This is a genomic window from Streptomyces sp. NPDC032198 (assembly GCF_040636975.1).
In the GTDB taxonomy this organism is placed as follows: domain Bacteria; phylum Actinomycetota; class Actinomycetes; order Streptomycetales; family Streptomycetaceae; genus Streptomyces.
In genome coordinates this window covers 420515-443225 of record NZ_JBEZVL010000002.1, presented here as the reverse complement: position 1 = coordinate 443225, position 22711 = coordinate 420515, and the positions used below count along the sequence as shown (strand labels likewise).

The 22711-nt window shown below is 71.8% G+C and carries 21 protein-coding genes; 13 read left to right on the top strand and 8 right to left on the bottom strand.

Going from position 1 to position 22711, the window contains the following annotated elements; all coding sequences use genetic code 11:
- Positions 1 to 83: 83 nt before the first annotated feature.
- The 3 genes from AB0E78_RS07200 to AB0E78_RS07190 form a co-directional block, all read right to left on the bottom strand.
- Entirely contained in the window at positions 84 to 2531 is a 2448-nt protein-coding gene (locus AB0E78_RS07200) for a dolichyl-phosphate beta-glucosyltransferase (RefSeq protein ID WP_361829185.1), read from the bottom strand.
- On the bottom strand, positions 2528 to 3241 hold the full coding sequence (locus AB0E78_RS07195) for a GntR family transcriptional regulator (protein WP_361829183.1): 714 nt from the start codon (positions 3239 to 3241) through the stop codon (positions 2528 to 2530). Before AB0E78_RS07195 ends, AB0E78_RS07200 begins: the two co-directional genes overlap by 4 nt.
- A 131-nt stretch (positions 3242 to 3372) precedes the next feature.
- Positions 3373 to 4734: an aspartate aminotransferase family protein gene (locus AB0E78_RS07190; RefSeq protein ID WP_361829181.1), complete on the bottom strand. Its 1362-nt coding sequence runs from the start codon at positions 4732 to 4734 to the stop codon at positions 3373 to 3375.
- 199 nt (positions 4735 to 4933) lie between these two features.
- Between AB0E78_RS07190 and map the strand changes: the two genes are divergently transcribed.
- Positions 4934 to 5704: a type I methionyl aminopeptidase gene (gene map, locus AB0E78_RS07185; protein WP_361829179.1), complete on the top strand. Its 771-nt coding sequence runs from the start codon at positions 4934 to 4936 to the stop codon at positions 5702 to 5704.
- A gap of 60 nt (positions 5705 to 5764) precedes the next feature.
- Here the strand turns inward: map and AB0E78_RS07180 are convergent, their stop codons facing one another.
- Complete coding sequence (locus tag AB0E78_RS07180) at positions 5765 to 5917, bottom strand: hypothetical protein (protein WP_361829178.1); 153 nt, start codon at positions 5915 to 5917, stop codon at positions 5765 to 5767.
- On the opposite strand from AB0E78_RS07180, the gene AB0E78_RS07175 reads away from it, so the two are divergent.
- Genes AB0E78_RS07175 through AB0E78_RS07165 form a run of 3 tightly spaced genes read left to right on the top strand, consistent with a single transcriptional unit; the run spans position 5916 to position 8466 of the window.
- The gene (locus tag AB0E78_RS07175) at positions 5916 to 6311 is read left to right on the top strand and encodes a hypothetical protein (protein ID WP_361829176.1); all 396 of its coding nucleotides are present in this window, start codon (positions 5916 to 5918) and stop codon (positions 6309 to 6311) included. The genes AB0E78_RS07180 and AB0E78_RS07175 overlap by 2 nt on opposite strands.
- Positions 6312 to 6355: 44 nt before the next feature.
- A complete protein-coding gene (locus tag AB0E78_RS07170; RefSeq protein ID WP_361829175.1) occupies positions 6356 to 7114 on the top strand; it encodes a response regulator transcription factor in 759 nt (252 codons plus the stop codon).
- On the top strand, positions 7114 to 8466 hold the full coding sequence (locus AB0E78_RS07165; protein WP_361829174.1) for a HAMP domain-containing sensor histidine kinase: 1353 nt from the start codon (positions 7114 to 7116) through the stop codon (positions 8464 to 8466). The genes AB0E78_RS07170 and AB0E78_RS07165 overlap by 1 nt, the downstream gene beginning before the upstream one ends.
- Here the strand turns inward: AB0E78_RS07165 and AB0E78_RS07160 are convergent.
- Positions 8399 to 9211, bottom strand: a complete 813-nt coding sequence (locus AB0E78_RS07160; protein WP_361829172.1) for a VTC domain-containing protein — start codon at positions 9209 to 9211, stop codon at positions 8399 to 8401. The genes AB0E78_RS07165 and AB0E78_RS07160 overlap by 68 nt on opposite strands.
- Entirely contained in the window at positions 9208 to 9873 is a 666-nt protein-coding gene (locus AB0E78_RS07155) for a DUF4956 domain-containing protein (protein WP_361829170.1), read from the bottom strand. The genes AB0E78_RS07160 and AB0E78_RS07155 overlap by 4 nt, the downstream gene beginning before the upstream one ends.
- A gap of 187 nt (positions 9874 to 10060) precedes the next feature.
- Between AB0E78_RS07155 and AB0E78_RS07150 the strand changes: the two genes are divergently transcribed.
- The 4 genes from AB0E78_RS07150 (at position 10061) to AB0E78_RS07135 (ending at position 15021) form a co-directional block, all read left to right on the top strand.
- The gene (locus AB0E78_RS07150) at positions 10061 to 10657 is read left to right on the top strand and encodes a DJ-1/PfpI family protein (RefSeq protein WP_361829168.1); all 597 of its coding nucleotides are present in this window, start codon (positions 10061 to 10063) and stop codon (positions 10655 to 10657) included.
- A gap of 23 nt (positions 10658 to 10680) precedes the next feature.
- A complete protein-coding gene (locus tag AB0E78_RS07145; protein ID WP_361829539.1) occupies positions 10681 to 11220 on the top strand; it encodes a helix-turn-helix domain-containing protein in 540 nt (179 codons plus the stop codon).
- A gap of 79 nt (positions 11221 to 11299) precedes the next feature.
- Positions 11300 to 13324 (top strand): serine/threonine-protein kinase, encoded by a 2025-nt coding sequence (locus AB0E78_RS07140; RefSeq protein ID WP_361829167.1) that lies wholly within the window; start codon positions 11300 to 11302, stop codon positions 13322 to 13324.
- A 161-nt stretch (positions 13325 to 13485) separates the two neighbouring features.
- Complete coding sequence (locus tag AB0E78_RS07135; protein ID WP_361829165.1) at positions 13486 to 15021, top strand: substrate-binding domain-containing protein; 1536 nt, start codon at positions 13486 to 13488, stop codon at positions 15019 to 15021.
- Positions 15022 to 15099: 78 nt separating this feature from the next.
- On the opposite strand, the gene AB0E78_RS07130 is transcribed toward AB0E78_RS07135, so the two are convergent.
- Positions 15100 to 16383 carry an adenylosuccinate synthase gene (locus AB0E78_RS07130; protein WP_361829163.1) on the bottom strand — a complete coding sequence of 428 codons (1284 nt, stop codon included), beginning with the start codon at positions 16381 to 16383 and terminating at the stop codon, positions 15100 to 15102.
- 164 nt (positions 16384 to 16547) lie between these two features.
- Here AB0E78_RS07130 and AB0E78_RS07125 point away from each other — a divergent pair, with 164 nt between their 5' ends.
- Entirely contained in the window at positions 16548 to 17375 is an 828-nt protein-coding gene (locus AB0E78_RS07125; protein ID WP_361829162.1) for a diacylglycerol kinase family protein, read from the top strand.
- A gap of 47 nt (positions 17376 to 17422) precedes the next feature.
- On the opposite strand, the gene AB0E78_RS07120 is transcribed toward AB0E78_RS07125, so the two are convergent.
- On the bottom strand, positions 17423 to 17932 hold the full coding sequence (locus tag AB0E78_RS07120; RefSeq protein ID WP_361829160.1) for a MarR family transcriptional regulator: 510 nt from the start codon (positions 17930 to 17932) through the stop codon (positions 17423 to 17425).
- A 106-nt stretch (positions 17933 to 18038) separates the two neighbouring features.
- Between AB0E78_RS07120 and AB0E78_RS07115 the strand changes: the two genes are divergently transcribed.
- The 4 genes from AB0E78_RS07115 to AB0E78_RS07100 all read left to right on the top strand — a co-directional run bounded on the left by AB0E78_RS07115 (position 18039) and on the right by AB0E78_RS07100 (position 22683).
- Positions 18039 to 18962 carry an ABC transporter ATP-binding protein gene (locus AB0E78_RS07115; RefSeq protein ID WP_361829159.1) on the top strand — a complete coding sequence of 308 codons (924 nt, stop codon included), beginning with the start codon at positions 18039 to 18041 and terminating at the stop codon, positions 18960 to 18962.
- Positions 18959 to 20575, top strand: a complete 1617-nt coding sequence (locus AB0E78_RS07110; RefSeq protein ID WP_361829157.1) for an ABC transporter permease — start codon at positions 18959 to 18961, stop codon at positions 20573 to 20575. Before AB0E78_RS07115 ends, AB0E78_RS07110 begins: the two co-directional genes overlap by 4 nt.
- A 177-nt stretch (positions 20576 to 20752) precedes the next feature.
- Positions 20753 to 22018, top strand: a complete 1266-nt coding sequence (locus tag AB0E78_RS07105) for a histidine kinase (RefSeq protein ID WP_361829538.1) — start codon at positions 20753 to 20755, stop codon at positions 22016 to 22018.
- Positions 22015 to 22683, top strand: a complete 669-nt coding sequence (locus AB0E78_RS07100; protein ID WP_361829155.1) for a response regulator transcription factor — start codon at positions 22015 to 22017, stop codon at positions 22681 to 22683. Before AB0E78_RS07105 ends, AB0E78_RS07100 begins: the two co-directional genes overlap by 4 nt.
- Positions 22684 to 22711 lie beyond the last annotated feature (28 nt).

Genomic DNA, 22711 nt, shown 5'->3' with positions numbered 1-22711 from the left:
CCTCAGGTCAGGTCATACACGGATGGCATATCGGACGTCGGACGTTCCTCGCGTGCAGGCAGCGTAGTCCGGGCGGACACCCGCTAGCTCCCCTTGTGCAGATCCCAGATCCACACCCCGTCTACCCACTTTCCGGGGCGGTCAAGGAGTTCCTCCACCGTCACCCGCAGTTCGGTGTCGTGCTCCTGCGGCGCGAGCACCAGGACGCCCGCGTTCCAGTACGCCAGGTCCTCGCGCGCCGCCCTGCGCCACGCGTCCGTGATCCGCGGGGCACGGCCCGCCGCGCGGACGTCCCGCAGGAGGTCGGAGGTGTTGCGGGGCGACGCGCCGTAGATGCCCACACGGTCCGGTCCCCACGGCCCGTTGAAGTAGCCGCCGGGCAGGCGGAAGCCCAGGCCGGCGGTGGTCTGCCAGTGCAGCGCCTCCGCGCCCGCCGGGTCCGGCAGGGGCACGGGCACGAGAGTCTCGCCGTCGCCCAGGTACTTCTTCCAGGTCCCGTCGGCGATGAACCCGGGAGGCTGCTCCCGCTCCACCGCCCGCAGCGGCGCCGGCACGATCGGCAGCAGCGCGAGGGCGACCGCCGCCACACCCGCGTACCGCGCTGCCGTCATCCGGCGGGGCGCGGCGAAGAGGCCTGCCAGCGCGAGCGCCACCAGCATGCCGAGCGCGGGGGCGCACACCATCGCCACCCGCGATTCGATGACCGACTCGAAGAGCGGGAGGTGGGACAGGGGCGCCCAGGGGCCGGGAAGCACGATGTCCGTCAGCGGAACGCGGAACTTCGGGCCCAGGGAGAGGAACGCCGCCGCGAGGACCGTGAAGGCCAGCGCCTTCACCACCGTCCACTCCCAGAGACGTACGACGATCGCGAAGGCCAGCGCGGCCAGGGGCCAGCCGTAGAAGGCGTTCTGTTCCGTGGGGTTGGCGGAGAGGGCGGCGGCCGTCTGCTCGTTGCCCGCCAGTGAGCGTTCCGCGAAGGAGAGGAGCGCCAGGGGGCTGTTGCCCGCGTTGTCGCCGTGCAGCACGCTCGTGTAGCTCTGCGGGCCGAAGAACTGCCAGTACAGCGGGAGGGCGACCAGCGGGACCGTGACCGCCACGGCCACGCCGAGGCCGCGCGCGAGGGGGCGCAGCGCCGCCCGCGCCATGTCCCTGTGCGCCAGCCCGTACGCCGCCGCGAACAGCAGCATGCCCACCGCGGCGAGCAGCAGCGGCTCCTCGCCGAGGAAGATCTGGTACGTCGTGAAGAGCCCGAGGATCACCCCGTCGCGTACGACCCGGGTGCCCTCGCCCTCGCAGAGCCGCAGCGCCCGGTCGATGATCAGCGGGATCATGAACAGGACCATGAAGTTCGGGTGCGCGTGGGCGTGGCTGACCATCGGTGGTGCGAAGGCGGCCAGTGCCGCGCCGGCGGCTGCCGCGCCCCGGTGCCGTACGAGACGTCTGCGGATCAGCCAGTACCAGGCGAGGGCGGTCGCGGCCAGGCCCAGCGTCATCGCCGCGTTGAGGGCGGCCGCCGGGCCGAAGAGCCAGGTCACGGGGGCGAAGGGGACGGAGAGGCCGAGCATGACCGTGTTGGCCATGAGGTTCACGCCGTCGGGGTGGTTCTGGAGGTCCGTGAAGAGGGGGTTGTGGAGGTGGCGGACGTTGTCCGCGGTCACCGCGAAGAACCACTCCCACTGGTTCTGGTCCTGGAGGGAGTCCGGGAGATAGCGCGCGCCCGGTGCCGCCCAGCGTCCCGAGTAGAGGGTGACGGCCATGGCCAGGAAGAGCGCCGCCACGAGCAGGTCCCTGGGGCGGAGGGTGCGGGCCTTGAGCGAGGTCAGTTCGGCGAGGACCTTCGCGTAGTCGACCGGGCGAACCTTCGAGCCCTCCTGGTGCGCCCAGCGCACCGGCACCTCGGCGACCGGCCAGCCGGAGCGGCGGAAGTACTGCAGTATCTCGACGTCTATGCCCCAGCCGCGCAGGCGCGACGCGGCGAAGGCTTCACGGGCACGGTCGCCGTCGAAGAGCTTGAAGCCGCACTGGGTGTCGCGGACTCCGGGGACGGCGACCGTTCGTATCAGGAAATTGCCGGTACGGCCGAGGAGTTCGCGCAGGCGGTGCTGGTGGCTCTCGATCGTGGCGCCGGGTCGGGCCCGGGAACCTATCGCCGCCGCGTGGCCCTCGGCGAGCGCCTTGTCGAGGCACTCCAGTTCCTCGATGGGCGTGGCCAGATCGGCGTCGGTGATCAGGACGCGGTCGCCGCGCGAGGCTAGGACGCCCAGGCGCAGGGCGTGGCCCTTGCCGCGGTTGCGGGGGGAGTGGACGAGGCGGACGCGGGGGTCGGCGGCCTCGGCGTCGGCCGCGATGTCGAGGGTGCCGTCGGTGGAGCCGTCGTCCACGACGATCAGCTCCCACCGGGTGCCGTCGCCGCTGCCCGCCGGCCCGCCATCGGTCCCGTCCTCCAGGTACGCCCGGATCGCGGCGAGGGTGGGGGCCAGGCGCCGCTCCTCGTTGTAGGCGGGGACGACGACGGACAGATCCACGCTCATGCAGCGGCCAGCCGCTCGATGAGGGCGAGGGAGTGGGCGTTGTACTCCTCGACGATCGCGTGCGCGGCCTTGGGGTCGCGGTGCGCCAGGGCGTCGACGAGCTCGGTGTGCCGGGCCCAGAGGGTGCCGCGCAGGTCGCCGTCGCCGCGTTCGACGGCGCGGCGGAGGTAGGTGACGGCGCAGACCCAGGACTGCAGCCGGAGGCGGTGCAGGAAGTCCGAGAGGTAGGGGTTGCCGAAGAGGGCGCTGAGCTCGCGCCAGAAGCGGAGGTCGTAGCCGATGAGGACGTTCAGGTCGCCCGCGCAGGCGGCGCGTGCGGCTTCCTCGCCGCGGCGGCGTACGGAGATCAGGGCGGCGGTGGTTTCCTGCTGGCCCCTGGGCCCCAGGGGGGTGCCCTTCTTCACGAGGTCGCGGAAGATGCCGTCGGCGACGAGGCCGCGGGCCTCCAGCATGCCCCGGTAGTCGGCGAGGGTGTGCTCGTGGACGCGGTAGCCGCGGTGCTGGTCGGCGTCGAGCAGGCCCTGCGCGGCGAGGTTCACCAGGGCCTCGCGGACCGGGGTCGCGGAGACGCCGTACTGCTCGGCGATCTCCTTGACCGTGAACTCCTGGCCCGGCTCCAGACGGCCGCCGAGGATCTCGTCGCGCAGCGCGTCGGCGATCTGCTGGCGCAGAGTGCTGCGGATGACGGCGGAGCCGTCGGTGCCGGGCATCTGGGCTCCCTCGCGGAGTCATCTTGGTGGTCGTCGTCTGCTTACGAGCACGTCAGACTACGCGGTCGGGGTTCCCGGCCCCGGGCGACCGGTTTCCCGGCGCCCGGCGGCGGGGGTGCCCACCGGGGCGGTCACACCGTGTGCTTGTCCGCCTCCGTCAGCGCCACGTCCAGCGCCGCGAGGCCCTCCTTCGCCTCCGTGTCCGTGATGTTGCACGGGGGGACCACGTGCGTGCGGTTCATATTGATGAAGGGCCACAGGCCCTGCTTCTTCGCTGCGGCGCCGAACGCGGCCATCGGGGCGTTCGCCTCGCCCGTGGCGTTGTACGGGACGAGGGGCTCGCGGGTCTCCCTGTCCTTGACCAGCTCCAGGGCCCAGAACATCCCGAGGCCACGGACCTCGCCGACGCTCGGGTGCCGCTCGGCGAGGTCCGCGAGGGCGGGAGCGATGATCTCCGAGCCGACGCGGGCCGCGTTCTCGACGACGCCCTCGTCCTCCATGACGTTGATCGTTGCCACGGCGGCGGCGCAGGCCAGCGGGTGTCCGGAGTACGTGAGGCCGCCCGGGTAGGGCCTGCGGGCGAACGTCTCGGCGATGGCCGGGGAGATCGCGACCCCGCCGAGCGGGACGTACCCCGAGTTCACGCCCTTCGCGAAAGTGAGGAGGTCGGGCACGATGCCGCCGTCGAAGTGGTCCGCGGCGAACCACTTGCCCGTACGGCCGAAGCCCGCCATGACCTCGTCGAGGATGAAGACGATGCCGTGCCGGTCGCAGATCTCGCGTACGCCGGCGAGGTAGCCCGGCGGCGGGATCATGATGCCGGCCGTGCCCGGGACGGATTCGAGGATGATCGCCGCGATCGTCTGCGGGCCCTCGAAGGCGATGGTGTCCTCGAGGTGCTGGAGGGCGCGCTCGCACTCCTGCTGCTCGTTCTCGGCGTAGAAGGCGCTGCGGTAGAGGAACGGCGCCCAGAAGTGGACGACGCCCGCCGTGCCGTTGTCGGAGGGCCAGCGGCGGGGGTCGCCGGTGAGGTTGATCGCGGCGGAGGTGGCGCCGTGGTACGAGCGGTAGGCGGAGAGGACCTTGGGGCGGCCGGTGTGGAGGCGCGCCATGCGGGTCGCGTTCTCCACGGCCTCCGCGCCGCCGTTGGTGAAGAAGATCTTGTCCAGGTCACCGGGGGTCCGCTCGGCGATGAGGCGTGCGGCCTCGGAGCGGGCTTCCACGGCGAAGGCGGGCGCGAAGGTCGTCATCTCCGCCGCCTGTTGCTGGATCGCGGCGACGACCTTCGGGTGCTGGTATCCGATGTTGGTGAAGACGAGGCCGCTGGTGAAGTCGAGGTAGCGGTTTCCGTCGTAGTCCCAGAAGTACGAGCCCTCCGCGCCTGCCACGGCGAGGGGGTCGATCAGCTCCTGTGCGGACCAGGAGTGGAACACGTGCGCGCGGTCCGCGGCCTTGACGGCGGCGCCGACCTGGGGATTCGGCTGAGGGGTCATGTGGGCGAGGGTAAATGTCCACGGTGTGGACGGGACATGGGCGGTCTGTTTCACGGCGGTGAGGGGCACTGGACAGTGTGTCGGGGTCCCCGGAGCCCCGGGGTGTGAGTGAGTGGGACCGGACCACGGCAGGAAACCAATTCTAATACCGGTACAGTATGGCCGGTATAGTTATTGGTTTCATGAGAAGGGCACCCCCATGATCGAAATCCTGAACCCCACCCTGCTGGCCCGGGCGAAGGACGCCGGCGCCCTGGTCGCCGACATCCTGCACACCCTGAAGGGCCGCAGCACGGTCGGCACGAATCTGCTGGACATCGACCGGTGGGCCAAGGCCATGATCGACGAGGCGGGGGCGGTGTCCTGCTACGTCGACTACGCGCCGTCCTTCGGGCGCGGCCCGTTCGGCCACTACATCTGCACGGCCGTCAACGACGCCGTGCTCCACGGCCTTCCGCACGACTACGCGCTCGCCGACGGCGATCTGCTGACCCTCGACCTCGCCGTCTCCAAGGACGGAGTCGCGGCGGACGCCGCCATCAGTTTCCTCGTGGGCGCCGCGCGGCCCCAGGAGAGCGTCGCGATGATCGAGACGACCGAGCGCGCGCTGGCCGCGGGGATCGCCGTCGCCGGGCCCGGGGCCCGCATCGGGGACATCTCGCACGCCATCGGCACGGTCCTCGGCGATGCGGGGTACTCGGTCAACACCGAGTTCGGAGGGCATGGCATCGGATCGACGATGCACCAGGACCCGCACGTCGCGAACACCGGGCGCCCCGGCCGCGGATACAAGCTGCGCCCCGGGCTGCTGCTCGCGCTGGAGCCGTGGATCATGGCGGACACCGCCCAGCTCGTCACCGACGACGACGGGTGGACGCTCCGCAGCGCGACCGGCTGCCGGACCGCGCACAGCGAGCACACGATCGCCATCACCGACGACGGGGCCGAGATCCTCACCTTGCCGAAGTAGGCCGAAGCAGCGGGGCGTCGCGACGCCGGGGAGATCCCTCAGCAGTTCCCTCCGAAGCCCCTAGTCGTCCGCCACCACCTTCGCCCGTGGCTGCCCGTCCGCCCCGCACCGGATCTCGTAGGGCAGATCGTCCTGTGCGTCGTCGTCATCGTCGCTCGGCTCCGCCTCCAGGCGGGCCACCGCGCCCGGGCCCCGTGCCACGTCGTCGTCCATGTGGAACCCGTCCGCCGGGCTCCACGAGACGAGGTACACCGTCCCGTCCGCCCTGCACTCGACCGTCGCCGTCCCGCCCGTGAACCGCAGGGTGGACCGCTCACTCTTCGGCGGCGTGCTCTTCGAGGGAGACGGCGAGGTGGACGGCGCGGTGGACGGCGAGGTGGAGGCGGACGGCCGTCCTGGCGTCGGCGGGGACGCCTTCGTCGCCGCCAGGGCTCTCTCCACCGCCCCCTCGTCCAGCGGACGGCTGTGCGCCGCGACCCCGCTGTCCGACGTGGCCAACTGCCAGGCGCCCAACGCCCCGGCAGCCGTTCCCATCGCCACCCATGCCGCGGTCACCGCCGCGCTCCGCCACTTCCTCATCCGGCCACTGTGCCGCACCGTTTCCTAACGCCCGGTTAAGGGCTGCCCAAAGCACGTGGCTACGGTGGATGTATGGCCCATCTTCTCGTCGTGGAGGACGATCCCCAGCTGCGCGGCGCCCTGGTGCGGGCCCTGCGCGACAGAGGGCACGCCGTCGCCACCGCGCCCAGCGGCATGGCAGGACTGGACACCGCGGTCACCAACCGCCCCGACCTCGTCGTGCTCGACCTGGGGCTCCCGGACGTGGACGGCGCCCAGATCCTCCGGATGCTCCGCGCCGTGAGCGACGTCCCCGTCATCGTCGCGACGGCGCGCGACGAGGAGCAGGAGATGGTGGCGATCCTGGAGGACGGGGCCGACGACTACATCGTCAAGCCGTTCGGTGCCGCCCAGCTCGACGCCCGCATCAAGGCGGTCCTGCGCAGGCTCGGCGCGGCCGACGCGCCGGAGGAGCCCCTGCGCGTCGGAGGCCTCGCCATCGCCCCGGCCTCCCGTGAAGTCACCCTGGACGAAAGCCCCCTGGACCTCACCCCGCGCGAGTTCGACCTGCTCGCCTACCTCGCCCACCGCCCCGGCCAGGTCGTCTCCCGCCGCGAACTCCTCGCCGAGGTGTGGCAGCAGCCCCTGGGCGGCGCCGACAAGACGGTCGACGTACATCTCTCCTGGCTCCGCAGGAAACTCGGCGAGACGGCCCAGGCACCCCGCTACCTCCACACGGTCCGCACGGTGGGCGTGAAGCTGACGCCCCCCGAAGACCTCCAGAGCCCCCAGGACCCCCAGGACCCCCAGGACCCAAGTGAGTCCGCCGCCGAGCCGGAACGGGACCGCTGATGCGCCGCAGTCTCCTCCTCCTCACCGCCGCGACCACCGCCCTCGTCCTGACCGCCCTGCTCGTCCCCCTCACCCTGCTCACCCGCACCCACGCCGCCGACCGCACCACCGCCGAAGCCACCGCCCGTGCCCAGTGGGTGGCCCACGCCCTCGGTCCCGCCCTGGCCACCCGGGACGAGCGCGAGACCGCCGAGCAGACCGTGGAGAGCGTCAACACGCAGGATCTGCCGACCACTTCGCTCGTCCTGGCCGACGGCACCGTCATCGGGGCCGGCCCGCAACGCCGGTCCCGGGCGCACGTCACGGACGCCATCCGCCTGGCCCGCACCGGCCGCGCCTTCACCTACGAGCCGTCCACCGGCGGCCGCCAGGTCCTCGTCCCCGTCCAGGGCGCCGCCGACGGCACCGCGGTCGTCCAGGTCACGCTCACCGAGCGGCAGTTGTACGCGGGCACCATGACCTCCTGGCTCGTGCTCGCCGGGATCGGGGTCGGCCTCGTCCTCGTCGGGCTGCTCCTCGCCGACCGGCTCGGCTCCCGTCTGGTCGGCGCGGCCCGCCGCCTGGCCCGCACCGCGGACCGCCTCGCCGCGGGCGACCTCACCGCGCGCGCCACTCCCGAGGGCCCGCCGGAGCTCCGCCTGGTCGCGGGCGAGCTGAACCACCTCGCCACCCGCATCGACGAACTCCTGACCGCCGAGCGCGAGAACGCCGCCGACCTGGCCCACCGCCTCCGTACCCCCGTGGCCGCCCTCCGGCTGGACGCCGAGACCCTGCGTGACTCGGAGGAGGCGCACCGCATCGCCGCGGACGTCGCCGCCCTGGAACGCAGCGTCGACGACGTGATCCGCAAGGCGCGCCGCCCCTTCCGGGACGCCCCCTACGCGGACCTGGCCGCCGTGGCGCGCGAACGCGCGGCGTTCTGGCTGCCGTTGGCGGAGGACCAGGGGCGTACGACGGAGATAGCGGCCATCAGCGGCACCCACCCCGTGCCCGTCCCCGAGGACGATCTGACCGCCGCCATCGACGCCCTCATCGGCAACGTCCTCGACCACACCCCTCTGGGTACCCCGTTCCGTGTCACCGTCCGCACCAACCCGGCGGGCGAGGCCGAGCTCAGCGTCGCCGACGAGGGCCCCGGCCTCCCGCCCACCTACGCGGCGGAACGCGGCACCAGCGGCGGCGGCTCCACCGGCCTGGGTCTCGACATCGCCCGGCGGACGGCACAGGACGCGGGCGGCACCTTCGACATGGCGTCGGACGCCGCCCACGGCACCCGGGTGACCCTCACCTTCCCGCAGGCAGCGCGGCGGCCCGCGGAAACGCGACCCGGACGGCCCGGGCCCACCGATTGACGCCCAACTCGGGCCGCAGGGCGGCGAACCCACCGCAGTACTTCGTGAAGTCCGCGGCCCGCACGCCGTACCGGTGAAGGACCCGGTCCGCCTCCGTCAGATGCCCCTGCGTCTTGGTCTCCACCAGGACGAGCCCGGAGTCCGCCGCCACCGACCGGCCCGTGGCCAGGTCCCGCACGACGAGCCCCGCGTCGCACGTGATGCGCTGGCCGTCGGCCACGAATGTCGCCCGCTGGTACTCGGTGACCAGCGCCGTCGTGAGACCGCCCGGCGCCTCGATGCCGTACGACCCGCTCAGGACGCCCGCGAGGAACCCCTGCCGCTCGGCGTCGAGCACGCGGTCGTCGCCCTCCAGGCGCTGGCGGTGCTTGACCGTCTCGCCGCGCCCGCTCTTCAGCTTGATCTCGAACTGCCGCTCGCCGCTGTCCTGGTAGACCCGCTCCCGGATGCGGTAGCGCAGCCGCCTGCCCTGCCGGTGGTGGTGGTAGGTCAGCAGCTCAGGGGTGTCGTAGTACGTCGAGTGATAGCTGAACCAGCGCTTTCCGCCGATGCTCAGGGCCCGGAAGGGGCCCGAGGGGCGGCGCGGGTCCGTGAGCAGCGCGGCCAGGTCGTCGAAGATCTCGACGGGCACGAGGTAGCTGTTGTCGTAGCGGGCGAGCAACTCCGCGCGGGCGTTGACCTCGTCGAGCGAGATGGAGTGCGCGGCGAGCGCGGCTCGTCCGATGGCGCGTACGGCGGGGTTCACACGGTCTCCTTCTGATGGGGGACGGCAGGCGTGCGGGACCGGGTCGTGCGGCGTCGTGGTTCTGTGGGTACGAACTCCCCGCGACCCTCGGAAGGTTCCGGTGGCCGGAATCGGACTTCCAAAACCATCAGGTCGCGTACGTAGTCGACCTCTTGGACGGTCCAGCCGAGCGGCTCCCCGAGGCGCCGCGCCAACTCGGCGCGCAGCGCGCTCTCCTCGCGGTACACGGCGTCCAGGGTGATGACCGCGCGGCGGTCGGCGGCGAAGAGGCGGGGGTGGTCGGCGCCGTACATCACCAGGAGCAGCACGGCCGCGAGCCCTGCGGCGACCGGCAGATCGAGGCCCGGAAGCCCGCAGAGGAGGCCCAGGACGAGGGTGATGAAGTAGTACGCCACTTCCTGGTGCTGCAGCGCGTCCGAGCGGAGCCGCACGATGGACAGCACCCCGAAGAGCCCGAAGCCGAGCGCGAGCCCGCCGTTGCCGCCGGCGCTCGCGAGGGCGGAGACCACCGCGAAGAGCGCGACGTTCAGGGCGAGGTAGGCGGGGACCAACTCCCTTCTGCGGTGCCGTGGATAGAAGACCCCGAAGGTCAGGAGGGTCACGGCCACCAGGTCGAGCCCGAGGTGGGCCGCCATCTGTCCGAGGTTCTCTGCGCTGTCCATGACCAGGACGCTAGGGACCGGCGGGTTAAGGCCGCCCCCGGCGGGAGTTAACGAGCCCTGGTACAAGCGCGGGCACTTTCTTGACAGCATGCTGTCTATTTGACAGCATGCTTACATAAGCGCGACGGAGAAAGCACAGCACGCAGCGGCACCCCACCCCGTGGACCAGTGACCAGTGGAGGCAGTCATGACCCGCAAGCCCGTGCACCTCGCCGTTTACGACACACTCGCCGACTGGGAGCCCGGATACGCCACCGCGTACCTCGCCCGCGCCGGGTACGAGATCCGCACCGTCGCCGCCGGCTCGCTGGACCCCGTCACCACCGTGGCCGGAGTCCGCGTACAGCCCGACCTGACCCTCGCCGACCTGCGGCCCGAGGACAGCGCGCTGCTGATCCTGCCGGGCGCCGACCTGTGGGACACGGGCGACGACCTCGCCCCCTTCGGCCGCGCGGCCCGCGCCTTCCTCGACGCGGACGTGCCGGTCGCCGCGATCTGCGGGGCCACCGCGGGGCTCGCCAGAGAGGGGCTGCTCGACGATCGTGCGCACACCAGCGCGGTGTCGTTCTACCTCGCGGCGACCGGCTACAAGGGCGGCGAGCGGTACGTCGACGTGGACGCCGTCACCGACGGCGGGCTGACCACGGCGGGTCCTACCGAGCCGGTGGCCTTCGCCCGCGAGATCCTCGGGCGGCTCGGCGCCTTCGAGGGCGAGAAGCTCGACGCCTGGTACCGCCTGTTCCACGACTCGGACGCGTCCGCCTACGAGGTGCTGGAATCGTGAGCGACGACAGCGTGAGCGAGGACATGGGCGGCGACGACACCGACCGCCGGGTGCGGGAGCGGCAGGACCTGTTCTCCCGCACCGCCCTCGGCGTCTTCCGGCTCAACGGCCAGTTCCTGACGGTGGCCGACGAGCTGGCCAGGCCCGGCGGTCTCACCGCCGCCTGGTGGCAGGTGCTCGGCGCCGTGCTGCGCGAGCCCCTGCCCGTCGCCGGCATCGCCCGCGCGATGGGCATCACCCGGCAGAGCGTGCAGCGCATCGCCGATCTGCTCGTGCGGCGCGGCCTCGCCGAGTACGTGCCGAACCCGGCCCACCGCCGCGCCAAGCTGCTGCGCCCCACGGACGAGGGACTGGCCGCCGTCCGGCGGATCAGCCCCGGCCACGCGGAGGTGGCCACCCGGCTCGCGGAAGCACTCGGCGAGGCGGAATTCGCCGAAACGGTACGGGTGTTGGAGCGGCTTTCCGGGGTTCTGAGCGAGGCGGTCCTCCCCCTTTTGGAGGGGAATCCGGCTATCGAGGGGAATTCGGCCACGGATACGGAACAACCCGTTACGGAGCCGTAGCAGGCAGTCCGTGCCCCGATGTCCTACCGCCCCACTATCCTCGATCTGTTGCACACCAACGGGGGAGGTCGGCGCGGCGATGGAGAAACTGGGACCTGGGGATCCACAGCGAATAGGCGCCTATCGGCTGCTCGCGCGACTCGGCGCGGGCGGCATGGGGCACGTCTATCTCGCGCGATCCGACCGGGGACGTACGGTCGCGGTCAAGCTGGTGCGTGAAGAGCTCGCCGAGCAGGAGGAGTTCAGGAACCGTTTCCGGCAGGAAGTGAAGGCGGCGCGGCGGGTCGGCGGCGCGTGGACGGCGCCGGTGCTCGACGCGGACACCGAGGCGACGATCCCCTGGCTGGCCACGGGGTATGTCGCGGGTCCCTCGCTCCAGAGCGTCATCTCGCACGACCACGGGCCGCTGCCCGAGCGGTCCGTGAAGATCCTGGCGGCCGGGCTCGCCAACGCCCTCAAGGACATTCACGCGGCGGGCCTCATCCACCGCGACCTCAAGCCGTCGAACGTGCTCGTCACGATCGACGGACCCCGCGTCATCGACTTCGGCATCGCCCGCGCCCTGGAGACGGTGACCGACGGCGGTCTGACCCGCACCGGCGCGCTCGTCGGCTCGCCCGGCTTCATGGCGCCCGAGCAGGTGCGCGGCGACCGGATCACCCCGGCCTGTGACGTGTTCTGCCTGGGTTCGGTCCTCTCTTACGCGGCTTCGGGCGCGCTGCCGTTCGGCACGGCCAACAGCGGCGTGCACGCGCTGATGTTCCGCATCGCGCAGGAGGAGCCGGACCTGGAGGGGCTTCCGGAGGAGCTGGCCGAGCTGGTCGGCGACTGCCTGCGCAAGAACCCCGCCGACCGGCCGACGCTGGGGCAGGTCCTCGAGCGGACGGGCGCGGAGGACACCCTCGGCGACGGCGGCCGGACACGCGATCCCTGGCTGCCCGGCGCGCTGGTGGCCCAACTGGGCCGCCATGCCGTGCAGTTGCTGGACACGGAAGATCCGGACGAGGACGGCTCGGAGGCGTCCGCGAAGGGAGCGTCCGCGAAGGGGGCGGTCCCGCCCGTGTCGCTCGCACCGCCGAAGGAGCTGGCCGCGGGGAGCGGGGACGGCGCGGCCAGGTCCGCCGCGGAGGCCGGGGCAGCAGCGGAAGCCGCTGCCGGGGCCGCCGCCGTGGCCGGAGCAGCCGCCGCGGCCGCGTCCGCCGAGGGGAACGGCACCGGGCCGGGCCCCGTCGACGGTGACACCCCGCCGGCGCCCGGCAGACCCGGCGACGCGACGCCCGTGAACCACCTCCCCACGATGATCACCGGGCAGGCACCACCGCCCACTCCCCCGCCGGGCCAGGCGGCGTACGGCTATCCCCAGCAGCACCCGCAGCACCCTCAACCCCAGCAGCACCCCCAGCAACCGCCGCCCGGCTACGGCTACCCGCAGCAGCAAGGCCCGTACGGCCCGACACCGCCCTACGGCCCCACGCCTCCCTACGGCCCCCTCGTCCACCCCCAGGGCGAGCCCCCGCGCCGCAGCGGGCGGTCCACCGCCGCGCTCATCGCGGTGGCCGTCATAGTGGCCATAGGGGCGGGCGGCACGGTGTACGCGGTGATGAAGGGCGACGGCACCACCAAGGCGGGCGGCACGAACTCCGATACGCCGTCCAGCGCGCCCTCGACTCCGGGCACGCCGTCCGAGGACGGCTCGTCGGATGCCGAGACCCCGCCCACGTCCGCCGCCTCCGAGGAGGAGACCGCGGACGGCACGATCCCGGAGAAGTTCCTCGGCACCTGGAACGGCTCCATCCAGAACAACCTGGGCAGCAACTCCCGGCGTCTGGTCCTCCAGCAGGGCGACGTCGGCGACACCGTCGTCTCGATCACCGCGGACGGCCCGACCGACACGGGCGGCACGTACCACTGCGTGTTCCAGGGCAAGTTGGAGTCGGCGAGCGGCAACACCCTGAGCATCGGTCCGACGGACGTGATCGTCGGACAGCCCGCGAGCTCCTGCAAGGCGGGCGAGGCGAGCACGGTGACGCTGCTCTCCGGCGGCAGGCTGCACCGCGAGAGCGCGGGCACGGACAAGGGGCTGACGTACGACAAGGAGGGCTAGGACCAGGACCAGGTCCGGGAGTCAGAGCCAGGCCGGGAGTCAGGACCGCGCGGCCACTGAACTGGGCGTACGGCGACGGTAGTTGAACCCCCGGCGAACAGCTGCCGTCCGGACGGACAAGCGCCGCCCGGCGGTCATGGCCGCCCCCTACCGTGCCGCCCATGAACTGGTTGAGCACCGAAAACATCATCGCCGTGCTCGCCATCCTGGTCGGCATCGCCGGCGCGTTCGTCCCCGTCCTGCTCGAACGCCGCGTACCGCGCCGCAAGCGCATCGGCTACCGCAAGCAGATGGACACGGCGATAGGCGACAACGTCCGCACGGGCGACGCGAACGCGCGCCTCGGTCTCTTCGACGAGGCCCCCGAGATGTCGGACGCGACGCTGGTGCTGCTCCGCGTCGAGAACGACGGCTCGCTGCCGATCGACGTCGCCGACTACACGGGCCGTTCGCCGCACGGCCTGACCGCGGTCTTCGAGAACCGCACGATCCGCGCGGTGGCGGTGACGCTGCCGCCCGCGGCCGACCATCTGATGGAGCACTTCGCGCCCGGCACGGGCCTCGGCTACGAATCCGGCAGGCTGCACATCCCGCGCGTGCCGCTCAACCGGGGTGAGTACTACAAGCTCCTGGTCCTGCTGACCGGCGGCCCCGTCGACAGCGACTACACGGTCGTCGGCGGCATCCAGGGCGGCGAGACGCACGAGAACCACAGCGCGGCACCCGACGAGAAGCCGCCGGTGTTCAGCAGGCTCTCGCAGCGGGTGGCCATCGCGCTGAGCCTGGTGATCCTCGGCCTCGCGGGGCTCATCCTGCGCCCCGACACCCCGCCACCGCCCTCGTACTGCGAGAAGGGCACTCTCACCCTGACCGGGTCGACCGCGTTCGAGCCGGTCGCCACCGAGCTCGCGGACAAGTACATGAAGGACTGCGAGGGCTCGGACATCACGGTGAGCGCGCACGGCAGCCGGGGCGGTGTGCGGGAGCTGGCGGCGTCGGACACCGGGCCGGGCAAGGGCTCACCGCCGGTGATCGCCTTCTCCGACGGGCCGCGCCCCGCCAGCTACGCGCAGCTGAGCGAGACGCGGGTGGCGGTCTCCCTGTTCGCGCTCGTCCTGAACGACAGGGTCCCGGTCAAGAACCTCTCCACGACGGACGTACGCCGCCTCTTCACCGGCGAGATCCGCAACTGGAAGGAGCTGCGGGGCGGACCCGACCTGCCGGTGGTCCTGGTGAGCCGGGGCTCCAGCTCCGGCACGCGGGTCACCCTCCAGCACCGGGTCCTCAAGGGCGCCCCGGAGATCCAGGAGTCGTCGAGCGACTGCCTGACGAAGGACATCGGCCCCAGGGCGCCGGTGATCCGCTGTGAACTCGACTCCACGGAACAGGTCCTGGACACGGTCGCCACCACCCCCGGCGCGATCGGCTACAGCGAGCTGCGCAACACCAGCGCCCTCAAGGGCATGCACCGCCTGACCCTGGACGGCCACACCCCGTCCGTTGACCACATCCAGTCGAGCGGCTATCCGTACCGCGAGATCGAGTACGCCTACACCTACGGCAGTCCGCCCGCCGACTCCCTGGCGTCGAGCTTCCTCGCGTACGCGATCCGCGGGAACGGCCAGGACGTGGTCCGCACGCACGGACACCTGCCGTGCCAGACGCCGGTGGGGCTGCGGATGTGCGGGGCGGGCTGAGCGGGGCGGACCGGACGGGGGTACGGCGAAGGGGCTCCCCGGACTGGCCGGGGAGCCCCTTCGCCGTACTGAGGACGCCTAGACGAACGAGTTGATCTCGATCGTCTCCGTGCGGCCCGGGCCCACGCCGATCGCGGAGATCGGCGCGCCCGACATCTCCTCGAGCGCCTTCACGTAACCCTGCGCGTTCTTCGGCAGGTCGGAGAAGGTCTGCGCCTTGGTGATGTCCTCGGACCAGCCGGGGAGCATCTCGTAGACGGGCTTCGCGTGGTGGAAGTCGGTCTGGTTGTACGGGAGTTCCTCGACGCGCTTGCCGTCGATCTCGTACGCCACGCAGACCGGGATCTGCTCCCAGCCCGTCAGGACGTCCAGCTTCGTGAGGAAGAAGTCCGTCAGGCCGTTCACGCGGGTCGCGTAGCGCGCGATCGGCGCGTCGAACCAGCCGCAGCGGCGGTCACGGCCGGTGGTGACACCGCGCTCGCCACCGATGCGGCGCAGGTCCTCGCCGTCCTGGTCGAAGAGCTCCGTCGGGAACGGGCCCGCGCCGACACGCGTGGTGTAGGCCTTCAGGATGCCGATGACGCGGCTGATCTTCGTCGGGCCGACGCCCGTACCCGTGCAGGCGCCGCCCGCGGTCGGGTTCGAGGAGGTGACGAAGGGGTACGTGCCGTGGTCCACGTCCAGGAGGGTGCCCTGGCCGCCCTCGAAGAGGACGACCTTGTCCTCGTCGAGCGCGTTGTTGAGGATCAGGGTGGTGTCGGCGACGTACTGCTTGATGTTCTCGCCGTGCTCCAGGAGCTGCTCGACGATCTGGCCGACCTCGATGGCGCGGCGGTTGTAGAGCTTGGTGAGGAGCTGGTTCTTGACCTCAAGAGCCGCCTCGACCTTCTGCTCCAGGATCGACTGGTCGTAGAGGTCCTGGACGCGGATGCCGGTGCGGTTGATCTTGTCGGCGTACGTCGGGCCGATGCCGCGGCCGGTCGTGCCGATCTTGCGCTTGCCGAGGAAGCGTTCCGTCACCTTGTCGACGGTCACGTTGTACGGCGTGATGATGTGCGCGTTACCGCTGATCAGCAGCTTCGACGTGTCGACGCCGCGCTCGTTCAGACCGCTCAGCTCGGAGAGCAGGACCGACGGGTCGACGACGACTCCGTTGCCGATGACAGGCACGCAGTCCGGGGAGAGAATCCCGGAAGGGAGGAGATGCAGCGCGTACTTCTGGTCGCCTACGACGACCGTGTGGCCGGCATTGTTGCCGCCCTGGTATCGCACTACATAGTCCACGGAGCCACCGAGCAGGTCAGTGGCCTTTCCCTTGCCTTCGTCACCCCACTGAGCACCGAGCAGCACAAGTGCGGGCACAGGCGTACACCCCTTCCGGGCGGGGCATGTCCAAGGTCAGGGGCCGTAGCCGCCGTATGGGTGTGCCTTGGATGCTGCCCCGGAATAGACGAAGCCCCTGGCGCAATAGCGCAAGGGGCTCTTGCACAAAGATGCTACCCGAGGACTCTGAAAAGGGGCGCACGTTGTCGGCTCGCGACCAGCTGCTAGTCGTCATCGACCCGGTCGCCCGGCGCACGGACGGTGAGTCGGTACGGATCGCGAAGGATGTGCTCGGCGCGGGCGCGGCCATCCGGATCTGCCTGCCGGAAGGACCGGAGGATTTCGCGAAGGCCCTGGCCAGAAGGGGTGCACGGCGTCCCGTGGTGATCGGGGACGACCGGGCGCTGCTGCGTGCCGTGACGGTCCTGTACCGCGAGCGGGAGCTCGGTTCGTGTGCGATTTCGGTCGTTCCGGTGGGGGCTTCCCAGGTGCTCTCCAGGTCCCTCGGAGTGCCGTCCGGGGCCGTCGCAGCGGCCCGCGCGGTGCTCGAAGGGGCCGAGCGGCGGCTCGATCTGCTGGTGGACGACAGCGACGGGGTGGTCCTCGGGACGCTGCGGATCCCGCCCGTCGCCTCGACTGCCCCCGGGGGCACGGCGGTGGACGGGCACCACCCCTGGCTGCGCACGTGCCAGTCCTTCGTGCGCACGCTGGCGCGTCCCTCGCGGGTGGCGTCGGCGCCGGGACCCGGTCCCGCGCGGCTGCGGGTGGAGGCGGACGGGGTGCTCGTGGTGGACCTGGACCAGCCGGTGGAGGGCGTCTCGGTGCGTCCGGGGGCCGACGGTCTCGCGGAGGTCGAGGTGCGGCCGTCCTCGGTGGGCGCGGCGGCGGAGGCCCTGCGCGCGCGGGCCCGGACGGTCACGGTGTCCGGGGCGGACTTCCGCTACCGGGCGGACGCGGTGGTCGGGGGGCCCGTGCGGACGCGGACGTGGTCGGTGCGGGCCAGTGCCTGGGGCCTGATGCTGCCTCGGTGACTGCCGGTGCGCAGGGGTGACCGGCTGCGCGCGCCTGCCCCGGTGGCTCACTTGCCGAACAGGGTCTCCCGGTGCACCCGCCAGCGGTCCAGCATGGCCACGAGCTCGTGCTCGACGAACTCGAAGAAGGCGAGCGTCTCGGCCATGCGGCGGCCCGCCGGGGTGTCGGCGCCCAGGCTGCTGACGCCGTCGCGCAGGGCGGACTCCCAGCGCTTGAGGACCCCGTCACGGTTGGCCAGCGCCTCGTACCACTGGTTGCTGTGCACCCGGAAGAGATCGCGCCGGGAGCCGGGCTCGCGCTCCCGGGCCACCATGTGCTGCTGCGTGAGATAGCGGACCGCGCCCGACACCGCCGCCGGGCTCACCTGGAGCTGCTTCCCGAGCTCCGCCGAGGTCAGCGCGCCGGAGTCCGAGGCCAGGAGCGCCGCGAAGATCCTCGCGGGCATCCTCGCCATGCCCGCCTCGACCAGTTGCGCGGCGAACTGCTCCACGAACCGGGAGACGACCTCGTCGTCACGTCGCGTGCCCTCCGCGGACCCCTCGGACCCCTTGGGCATCTGTCGATCATCTCCCCTGTGCTTCGTCGAGCGTGTCCCGTTCATGGTCGAGTTTATACGCTTCCTTAACTTCACAAATTTCTGAAAGAAGCGTACTTTCAGAAACATGACGAAGGCAATCACCGTCTCCGGACTGCACAAGTCGTTCGGAAGGACGCACGCGCTGGACGGTCTCGACCTCGACATCGAGGCCGGCGAGGTGCACGGCTTCCTCGGCCCGAACGGCGCCGGGAAGTCCACGGCCATCCGGGTCCTCCTCGGCCTGCTCCGCGCCGACTCCGGCGCCGCACAGCTCCTCGGCAAGGACCCGTGGAGCGACGCCGTGGAACTGCACCGGCGCGTGGCGTACGTGCCGGGCGACGTCACCCTGTGGCGCAACCTCTCCGGCGGCGAGGTCATCGATCTGTACGGGAAGCTGCGCGGCGGCCTCGACCGGACCCGGCGGGCCGATCTCGTCGAGCGGTACGAACTCGACCCCGCCAAGAAGGGCCGTACGTACTCCAAGGGCAACCGGCAGAAGGTCGCCCTCGTCGCCGCCTTCGCCTCCGACGTCGACGTCCTGATCCTCGACGAGCCCACTTCCGGGCTCGACCCGCTCATGGAGGAGGTCTTCCAGAGCTGCGTCGAGGAGGAGCGCGAGCGGGGGCGGACGATCCTGCTCTCCTCGCACATCCTCAGCGAGGTGGAGACGCTCTGCGACCGGGTCAGCATCATCCGCAAGGGGCAGACCGTCGAGGCCGGGTCGCTGGCCGAGCTGCGGCATCTGACGCGGACCAGCGTCACCGCCGAGCTTGCGGGGCCGCCCAACGGGCTCTCCCGGCTGCCGGGCGTGCACGACGTCGACGTGTCCGGGCATCGCGTCAAACTCCAGGTCGACACCGACAAGCTGGACGCCGTGCTGCGATCGCTCACCGAGACCGGGGTCCGCTCGCTCCTCTCCACGCCGCCGACGCTGGAGGAGCTCTTCCTGCGGCACTACCAGGCGGACGTCCGGGTGAGCGGTGCCGCGGAGAAGGCGGACGCGCGATGACCGCCCTCGCCGAAGCATCGGGGTTCGCCTCCCGCACTGGCGGCTCCCGCCAACTCGCCGGTACGGGCGCCCTGTTGAGGCTCGCGCTGCGGCGTGACCGCGTCATGATGCCCGTCTGGGTCCTCGTCGTCGGCGGCCTGGTGCTCTCGATGCCGGGCGCGCTGGAGCAGACGTACGGAACGGCTGCCGAGCGGGCCGATGCCATGCGGTCGATGAACGCCAACTCCTCGATGCGGGCGCTGTACTCGCCGGTGTTCGGGGATTCGCTCGGGGCGCTCTCCGCGTGGCGCATCGGCGTCTACGCAGCGATCCTCGCCGCCGTGATGAGCCTGATCATCGTCGTACGGCACACGCGCGAGGAGGAGGAGACCGGCCGCCAGGAGATGCTCTCCGCCGCGATGGTGGGGCGGCGTGCGCCGCTGACCGCCGCGCTGCTCGCCGCGTTCGTGGCGAACGCCGCCGTGGGGCTGCTCATCGCCGGGGGGATGGCCGGGCAGGGCTCGGCCGGTGCGCTCGCGCTGGCGCTCGGCGTCGCGGGGACCGGGATGCTCTTCGCCACCATGGCGGCGATCGTCGCCCAGCTGACGGAGAGCGCGCGGCTGGCGAAGGGGCTGACGTCCGGGGTGCTGGGGGCCGCGTACGTCCTCAAGGCCGCCGGTGACGCGGGGAGCGAGGGCGGCTCATCGGCCCTGACCTGGGTCTCGCCGCTCGGCTGGACGGAGAACCTGCGTGCCTACGCCGGGGAGCGGTGGTGGGTGCTGCTCCTGGTCGCCGCCGCGGTCGTGGCGCAGGGCGCGGTCGCGTACGGCCTGGCGGGGCGGCGTGACGTCGGCATGAGTTTCCTGCCGACCCGGCCGGGGCCCGCGAGCGGTCGCCTCGCTTCGGCGGGCGGGCTCGCGTGGCGGTTGCAGCGGGGCAGTGTGCTCGGCTGGACGCTGGGGTTCCTGGCCTCGGGGGTGGTCTTCGGCGGGATGGCCGAGGGGGCGGCGGACATCGTCGGCGACAACGAGAACACCCGGGACATCATCGAGCGGATGGGCGGCCAGGCGGGCCTGACGGACGCCTTCCTCGCCACGATGGTCGGCATGCTCGGCATGGTCGCGTCCCTGTACGTCGTCGCTTCGGTGCTGCGGCTGCACGGCGAGGAGACCTCGCAGCGGGCGGAACCGGTCCTGGCGGGCGCGGTGGGGCGGCTGCGGTGGGCGGGCGGCCACCTGGTGATCGCCTTCGGCGGTGCGGTTCTCCTGATGCTGGTGGGCGGGTTCGGTCTCGCCCTCGGGTACGGGAGTGACCTCGGGCCGATCCTCGGGGCGTGCCTGGTGCAGGTGGCGGCGATCTGGGCGCTGGGCGGGCTCGCGGTGCTGCTCGTGGGGGCGGTTCCTCGGGCCGCGGTGGCCGCGTGGGGGGTGGCGGGGGTGTGCCTGGCCATCGGCTGGATCGGCCCGGCCCTGGACCTCCCCCAGGCAGCCATGAACCTCTCCCCTTACGGCCACCTCCCGAAGCTCCCGGGCTCCCCGATGACCTGGGCCCCGGTAGCAGCCCTCCTCGCCACGGCGGCGACCCTGACCACAGCCGGCCTCGCAGGCTTGCACCGCAGGGACCTGACTACGTGATCCATGGCGGGTGAGGGTGCCCCACCCGGGAGGGGTCCTGTAGTACCTGGGATGGAGGGGGGAGGACCCCTCCCTGGCGGGACGACCCCCCTGCCCCGCACCCGTACCTTCGTAAGCGTGACTGACGCGACCAAGACCGATACCAGCGGCAACCGCAGCCCGGAGTTCCGCCTGGCCATGGGGGCGCTCGCGGGCCTGCGGCAGGACCTCTTCCGGGACGCCTTCGCCTACCGCCCGCTGCAACCGATGCGTACGGACGGGGCCCTCACCCGGCGCCTCCCCGCCCGCATACGCCCCTACGCGGGCTGGACACCGCACGCGGCCCTCGCGGTCGCCGCCTTCTTCACCGTCCTCCTCGGGTACGCGGACGACTCCATCGGCCTCGACTACGTGATCACCGGGATCGTCCCGGCCGCCACCATCCTCATGACCCTGATCAGGCCCATCGGCGCCTGGTGGCTCCTGCTCGCGGTCACGCCCTTCGCGGGCGCCGTCGGCAATCCGTGGGGCGAGCATCCGTGGCCCTCCAGCGTCTTCTTCGCGCACATCGTCGTGATGACGGTGATCACCCTGCGCACCCGCCCCCGCACCGCCGCCTGGATGTGGGTCGGCACGGGGCTGTACGGCATCGTCGCCGAGATCGGCTTCAGCCCCGGGTACGGCTCCAACACCCCGCAGATGCTCTTCTTCTCCGCGCTCGCCCTCCTCGCCGCCTCCTTCGTGCACGTCCGCCGCGAGGCCAAGCACGAGGTCAGCGTCCAGCGGACGGTCACCGAGGTGGAGCGCGGCAGGCGCACCCTCCTGGAGGAGCGGACGACGATCGCGCGCGAGCTGCACGACGTCGTCGCGCACCACATGTCGGTGGTCGCCATCCAGGCGGAGGCCGCCCCCTACCGCGTCGAGAACCCGCCGCCGGAACTGGAGCAGGCGTTCGTCACGATCCGCGAGAACGCCGTGGCCGCGCTGACGGAGCTGCGCCGCGTCCTCGGTGTCGTACGCGCGGAGGACTACGAGGCGCCGGACGCCCCGCAGCCCACGCTCGGCGACCTGGACCGGCTCATCGCGAACGTCCGCGAGACCGGCCTGGACGTCGAGAAGGTCGTCACCGGAGCCGTCCGCGATCTCCCGCAGGGCGTCGAGCTCTCCGCGTACCGCATCGTTCAGGAGGCGCTGAGCAACACCCTGCGCCACGCACCCGGCGCCACGGCCCGCGTCGAGGTCGGCTACGTCCTTGGCGGGCTCGGCCTGCGCATCGTCAACGGACCCGCGACCGGCCTGGTCAAGCCGTCCCCCGGGGCGGGCCACGGTCTCACCGGCATGCGGGAGCGTGTCACGATGCTGGACGGCGCGATGACGACCGAGGAAACGGCCGACGGCGGCTACGAAGTGACCGTGTTCCTGCCCGTCGCGTCCGCGTCGGAACCCACCGGAGGCCAGGAATGACGATCCGCGTACTGATCGCCGACGACCAGATGATGGTCCGCGAAGGCTTCTCCGTGCTGCTCAACGCGATGCCGGACTTCGAGGTCGTGGGCGAGGCGGTCAACGGCCGCGAGGCGGTCGACCGCGTCCGCGAGCTCAACCCGGACGTCGTCCTGATGGACATCCGCATGCCCGAGCTGAACGGCATCGAGGCGACCCGCGAGATCGTCGCGGCGGACGTCACGTCGAAGGTCCTCGTCCTCACGACGTTCGACCTCGACGAGTACGTCTACCAGGCGCTGCGCGCCGGTGCGTCGGGCTTTCTCCTGAAGGACGCCTCCGCGCGCCAACTCGCCGACGGGGTGCGGGTGGTGGCCGCCGGTGAGGCCCTGCTCGCGCCCTCCGTGACGCGCCGCCTCATCACGGAGTTCTCCAAGCTGGGCGACACGCCGCGCCTCTCGGCGACGGTGCAGGCGCAGCAGTACGGCGAGCTCACCGAGCGCGAGACGGAGGTCCTCGTCCTCATCGCCCAGGGCCTGTCCAACGGGGAGATCGCCTCGCGCCTCGTCGTCGCCGAGTCCACGATCAAGACCCATGTGAGCCGCATCCTGGTGAAACTGGGCCTGCGCGACCGCACGCAGGCGGCGGTCTTCGCGTACGAGGCACGGCTGGTCACCCCGGGCTGATCCCTTCCTGGGCGGGCGCACCTGCGAC

Coding starts and splice junctions, on each gene's coding strand:
- AB0E78_RS07200 (WP_361829185.1), bottom strand. CDS start 2,531: ATGAGCGTGGATCTGTCCGTCGTCGTCCCCGCCTACAACGAGGAGCGG.
- AB0E78_RS07195 (WP_361829183.1), bottom strand. CDS start 3,241: ATGCCCGGCACCGACGGCTCCGCCGTCATCCGCAGCACTCTGCGCCAG.
- AB0E78_RS07190 (WP_361829181.1), bottom strand. CDS start 4,734: ATGACCCCTCAGCCGAATCCCCAGGTCGGCGCCGCCGTCAAGGCCGCG.
- map (WP_361829179.1), top strand. CDS start 4,934: ATGATCGAAATCCTGAACCCCACCCTGCTGGCCCGGGCGAAGGACGCC.
- AB0E78_RS07175 (WP_361829176.1), top strand. CDS start 5,916: ATGTGGAACCCGTCCGCCGGGCTCCACGAGACGAGGTACACCGTCCCG.
- AB0E78_RS07180 (WP_361829178.1), bottom strand. CDS start 5,917: ATGGACGACGACGTGGCACGGGGCCCGGGCGCGGTGGCCCGCCTGGAG.
- AB0E78_RS07170 (WP_361829175.1), top strand. CDS start 6,356: ATGGCCCATCTTCTCGTCGTGGAGGACGATCCCCAGCTGCGCGGCGCC.
- AB0E78_RS07165 (WP_361829174.1), top strand. CDS start 7,114: ATGCGCCGCAGTCTCCTCCTCCTCACCGCCGCGACCACCGCCCTCGTC.
- AB0E78_RS07155 (WP_361829170.1), bottom strand. CDS start 9,873: ATGGACAGCGCAGAGAACCTCGGACAGATGGCGGCCCACCTCGGGCTC.
- AB0E78_RS07150 (WP_361829168.1), top strand. CDS start 10,061: ATGACCCGCAAGCCCGTGCACCTCGCCGTTTACGACACACTCGCCGAC.
- AB0E78_RS07145 (WP_361829539.1), top strand. CDS start 10,681: ATGGGCGGCGACGACACCGACCGCCGGGTGCGGGAGCGGCAGGACCTG.
- AB0E78_RS07140 (WP_361829167.1), top strand. CDS start 11,300: ATGGAGAAACTGGGACCTGGGGATCCACAGCGAATAGGCGCCTATCGG.
- AB0E78_RS07135 (WP_361829165.1), top strand. CDS start 13,486: ATGAACTGGTTGAGCACCGAAAACATCATCGCCGTGCTCGCCATCCTG.
- AB0E78_RS07120 (WP_361829160.1), bottom strand. CDS start 17,932: ATGCCCAAGGGGTCCGAGGGGTCCGCGGAGGGCACGCGACGTGACGAC.
- AB0E78_RS07115 (WP_361829159.1), top strand. CDS start 18,039: ATGACGAAGGCAATCACCGTCTCCGGACTGCACAAGTCGTTCGGAAGG.
- AB0E78_RS07110 (WP_361829157.1), top strand. CDS start 18,959: ATGACCGCCCTCGCCGAAGCATCGGGGTTCGCCTCCCGCACTGGCGGC.
- AB0E78_RS07105 (WP_361829538.1), top strand. CDS start 20,753: ATGGGGGCGCTCGCGGGCCTGCGGCAGGACCTCTTCCGGGACGCCTTC.
- AB0E78_RS07100 (WP_361829155.1), top strand. CDS start 22,015: ATGACGATCCGCGTACTGATCGCCGACGACCAGATGATGGTCCGCGAA.